Source organism: Oribacterium sp. FC2011 (assembly GCF_000701645.1).
Classification (GTDB): Bacteria; Bacillota; Clostridia; order Lachnospirales; family Lachnospiraceae; genus Oribacterium.
Map to the genome: position 1 here is coordinate 1 of NZ_JNJM01000052.1, position 4,872 is coordinate 4,872.

At 38.2% G+C, this 4,872-nt stretch carries 4 protein-coding genes; 2 read left to right on the forward strand and 2 right to left on the reverse strand.

What is annotated here, in order from left to right:
• Nucleotides 1-240: ATP-binding protein (locus tag T357_RS19635; protein ID WP_044917396.1), on the reverse strand; the 240-nt coding region annotated here is incomplete at its 3' end.
• A 514-nt stretch (nt 241-754) separates the two neighbouring features.
• On the opposite strand from T357_RS19635, the gene T357_RS0118160 reads away from it, so the two are divergent.
• Complete coding sequence (locus T357_RS0118160; protein WP_031555768.1) at nt 755-2,953, forward strand: EAL domain-containing protein; 2,199 nt, start codon at nt 755-757, stop codon at nt 2,951-2,953.
• Nucleotides 2,954-3,012: 59 nt separating this feature from the next.
• Here the strand turns inward: T357_RS0118160 and T357_RS0118165 are convergent, their stop codons facing one another.
• A complete protein-coding gene (locus tag T357_RS0118165) occupies nt 3,013-4,107 on the reverse strand; it encodes a zinc ribbon domain-containing protein (RefSeq protein ID WP_031555771.1) in 1,095 nt (364 codons plus the stop codon).
• Nucleotides 4,108-4,277: 170 nt separating this feature from the next.
• Here T357_RS0118165 and T357_RS19640 point away from each other — a divergent pair.
• Nucleotides 4,278-4,872 (forward strand): hypothetical protein (locus T357_RS19640; RefSeq protein ID WP_044917398.1); only part of this gene is annotated, 595 nt, incomplete at its 3' end.

Consider the following 4,872-nt stretch of genomic DNA (forward strand, 5'->3'; position numbering starts at 1 on the left):
ATATCCTGCTTCTGATAATGATTCCCTAAACTTATCCAGCTGTTCCTGCTTCTGTGTTTCGGCGCTTTTTTTCTCATTATTGCCAACTCCAGTATGTTGGAAAGTAAATTCGTACTCAAAGCTTTCTCGAATCAAGTATGTCTTTCCGATTCTTCTTCTCCCATAAACTGCTATAAATTGAGGTTCTTCCTCATTCTTTAGCGATTTTAGTTGTTTTAATTCTGCTTCTCTCCCTATCATACGGCTCCACCTTTTTCTTCCACAACATACCTTTTCGAAAGAGTTATGGAAATTTTATCTGGTCTGATCGTAGCACCAATGGAAGCTTTTGTCTACATTATTTCCACAACTATCCGATTTCAGATAGTTATGGAAATAATGCGAGGTATGATCACTGGCTGTTTATTTATAAAAATTAGAGCAACTCTAAAAACACTGATTAGAAACGGAAAACTGGTTTACGTACAATTTTTTGTCATGGTCGTATGAGAAGATAGCCATATCAAAGGAGGTAAACATCCAGAAGAAGTTTATTAAGAAGATTATTTTACGAATGAGGCCACAAATAATTAAATCAGACTATTTAAAGCTAAAAAATAAGTATCTTTATAGACGCTCATTCGTATTTTGAGGTATATCGGACATTAATGACCAATTTTCAGTCTAACTATTTTTTGTGCGGCTAATCTTTTTCCAAAGCTGATTTTTAGGAACTATTAATGCTTTTAGGTATTTTTATTAATGAGGGAACATTATGGAAAAAGCCGAAATTCAAAGCAACTTAAAAAAACGGTTATTTAAATTCTGCGATAAGGTTAATGATATGTCATGTGTCATAGCAGTAAAGCGAGCCTTTATCTGCATAATGCCAATACTTATAGTATCTACTTTGACCGGAATCATACTTGAAACGCCAAATCCGGCATATCAGGCATGGTTGAATCATTTTCACAGTTTACGAAGAAATGAGATCTTAAGCCTGCTAAGTGACATAAAGAGCGGATCTAGACTTCTGCAGGGTGTGATCTTCTGCGCTGCTATTTCACATTATTATATGGTTGAGCTAAAACCAAGACTGTCGACAGCCCAATGGGTAGTTTGTCCTGTGGCACTGGTGGCATACGGCACATTTTTGAGTTCCGAGATTATTAATGATATTTCATTGCTGGGATACAGCAACAAACTGATCGCAATGCTGGTAGGTCTTTATGTAACAAAGGCATTTGTTTTTGTTTTAGACCATATTTCAGGGTACTGGTCTTCCAAGAAAGTCATTAATATAGATCCCCTCTGGAACGGTGTAATTGAGTATGGTATGCCTTCTATTATTGCAGGTTTTTCTGCCGCAGCATGGAATAGATTAATGGTATCGGTATTCCAGGCATCTCCTTCTCAGATAATTCATAATCTTTGTTCTTCCGGATATGACCTTCTACCTTTCGGAAGACATCTAATGGCAATCATTTATTTTTTGGAAAATGCTTTATTTACATTCATAGGTCTGGATGTAAGGCATTTGACAACCTATGTAAATAAACGATTCTTTTATTTACATGAAAATGAATTCATAACGGAACCATTGCTGCAGCTCTGCAGGGGTATGGGTGGGTATGGTCTGGCTATTCCGCTGTTTTTTGCGGTAATATTGGTTTCCAATTCCTACAGAAGACGATGGGTTGCAAAAATATCAGTGCCGTTTATTATATCTAATTTTCCGGAGGTGATTCTTTATGGGATTCCCGTTATTTTTAACCCTATATTTATACTTCCGATGATATTCCTTCCTATTCTTAACCTTGAAATATTCATAATTGCTCACGAAATGGGAATCGTGCCCGTTGCAACGATGACACCACAAGTTATATCGCCTTTCCCAATATATGCCTTTGTAATGACCGGCTCAGTAGCCATGTCAGTAATTGCAATGTTCGCAGTGTTTATAGATACCCTCATACTTATACCATTTGTAAAGTTGATGGATGAATATGACGTGTATGTCTTTTTCAGGGAAGTAGAAAAGCTGGAGAAGGTTTACAAGAAATGTGAAGCGGAAGGACGTGTATTTGATGAATCTTTGCTATCAGCATCTCTATTGAGGACGTTGGACACATTAAGTGATATTATGCGCCGTGTTCTGAACCGGAACATACCGAAACAATACGGTGATTTATTTTTCGAATACCAGCCACAGATGAACAGGGATTTAAAGTTCGTGGGAGCAGAGGTGTTGATACGATGGAATCCATTGAGCCAAACATCTGATGACAATTTAAAAGCAACAATATATCCGCCGCTAATCATCTATATTGCATACCGTATTGGTATGCTTAAAGATATCGACCACATCATAATAGATAATGCTGTTGCTGAGTTGATGTACTTAAAAGGAAACGGGCATGGGCAGGTTAAACTCGATATCAATCTGTCGATCAGCAGCATAACTCCTGATATTTGTGAGTATTTGAACGGCAGAATGAGTGTGGCGGGTATTGACAGGAACCGGCTTTGGATAACGATCGCCCAGAATGATAATATACCTGTTAAAGCTACACCCGAGAATATGGAAAGTATGCTTGAGCTAAAAAACAGCGGTTATATCGTTGGTGTTGATGGCTTTGATGCCGGTTCTATAGCTTTTGATTATATGAGAGAAGGTTTCTTCAATTCCATAACATTTGGTCAGAAGATAACGAAGGAGCTTTCTTTAAAGGGACTGAAAGCGAATAAGTATATCGTGAACATGCTCATAGATTATGGACAGGAGAATGACACCTATATTACGGCTAATTTCCTTGAGGATGCTTCCTATATGGTGAAATTAGCCGGTATGGGAGTTGATTTCTTCCAGGGAGAAGTACTGGTGCCCCCTTTGCCAGTGGTTAAATTCAATGAGTTTATGGAACATGAAGATGAAAAGGGATTATTAGCATTTTTTAAGGACGAAGTTATTTAAAAAACAGCTCGAAATACCTTGAAATCATCAGAGTATTTCGGGCTGTGTGTTTTATATTATTATGGTTTCGCCGCACCGCACCCAGAGCAGAATCTTCCTTCGTTCTCCGTATTACAAGTAGGACACTTCCACTTTCCGGACGGTTTTGGACTACCACAGTTTACACAGAACTTTCCTGTATTCTCTTGATTACAGCTGCATGTCCATGCTCCAGGCACCTTTATTTTCATCCCCTGATTTGTGGCTCCCATAATACCGGGAATCGTAGTATTCGTGTCATTTCCTGTTTCTGTTTTCTCAAGGCATTTTCCGGTATCGATACATTCCTTTATTAGATCACGTATCTTTCCTATGGTTTTTTGTTGTAGATTCCAGCAGGATCCGCAATCAAGTCTCCTGCTCACCATGACACCACCGTCTAAAAACGTGAATGTGATATGGGAACTGGAAGAATAATCAGTCATCTGGAAGGGATTTGGTATCGGTTTAACTTGAGCCATTTCTGCAATGTGGCTTTCTTTTACATACTTCCGTAGTTTTTCTGAAGCATCAATTCCCGCAAGATGTTTCTCATAGGTTTCCTTACCGTATCTTCGATCTGATATTTCTATGAGAACTGTTCCATCTTCCTGCCATCTGACAACTTCCCGACCTGATGTATCGCTTCCCATGGCCATACCATGACTTGAATAATCTGAACAGATCTCAACTACCGGTCCATGTTCCTCAGGCTGTAGATCCGATAATTTAGGCTGGTTTGCTGGATTCATTCCGGGAAACATCCCAAACAATGCATTTCCTTTTTTGTTTTGATATCTTTTGTTAGATTCCTCTGTTAAGACAAAGCTTTCAACTGCAAATTCTGCCTTTATGCCCATCTTTTCATATGCAGCTTTAAAAAATGAATTAAGAAGATCTTCCTTTTTGGATGACATGATATCATTACTAGGCCATGAGGCAAGACTCTCTTCTGTGATGTTAACGATATTAGACCTTACGGCCTTAATAAGATCATCCTCCGTTTTATAAAGCGTGGTGTCATATTCAGATACATACGCTTTTCCTCTTAGCCTTGCCTCAAAATCTTCATTCAAAGAAGGCTCTTTAAATCTAAATGGTTCTGGTGTGCCAAAATTTATAATAATTGTTGCCATTCGTTTGCTCCTAAAATTAACGCATCCGTTGTCGCGAACAACAAACTGATCATGTGATGAATTTTCTTATCGTCATCTAACATTATAATACTTATATTGCCGTCTTTTATATAAAGATTGAATTTTGACGATTAGTATTAATAAGCGATTTTTTGAAGAGGACAATGATTATGAAAAAGTTATCTATCGCGTTAAGTATTTTGCTTCTTATATTTTCAACATCATGCAGTAAGGCTTCTTCTCAGGCTACGGAGAGCAAAGCAACTGAAGCAGCTGTTACTGAGGAGCAAACAACCGAAATACCGGAAACAGAAGAAACTGAGGAAATAAAGGAAACGGTGGAAAAAACTGAAGAAACTGAGACGGAATCTGCGAATGTTCCGCCCTTATCTGAATCAATAGAAATCACAGTGCAGGATGGAACGGCAACTGCTGGTTTTAATTCTCTTTATACAGTCATAAGTTTAAGCTTTTATGGATCCGATGCAGAAAATGCTTTAAAGGATACAGCAGATCTGATCGGCATAATGGGTAATGCATTAAATACTGTGGGATTAGAGGATGACCAAGATCATCTCAGAATCCCGGACAAGGAATACTCCGGGGACCTAAAGGAATTGGTAGACATAGCAAATGAGTATTCTGAAGATACAGAAGAATATTTTAGTTTGAAATTACAGGACGAAGCCGGCGAGGATTCCCTTAACATCCGGGACATTTATAAAGGATATACGGCAAATAAGCTAACGGATGAACTTTCCAACA

Coding starts and splice junctions, on each gene's coding strand:
- T357_RS0118160 (WP_031555768.1), top strand. CDS start 755: ATGGAAAAAGCCGAAATTCAAAGCAACTTAAAAAAACGGTTATTTAAA.
- T357_RS0118165 (WP_031555771.1), bottom strand. CDS start 4,107: ATGGCAACAATTATTATAAATTTTGGCACACCAGAACCATTTAGATTT.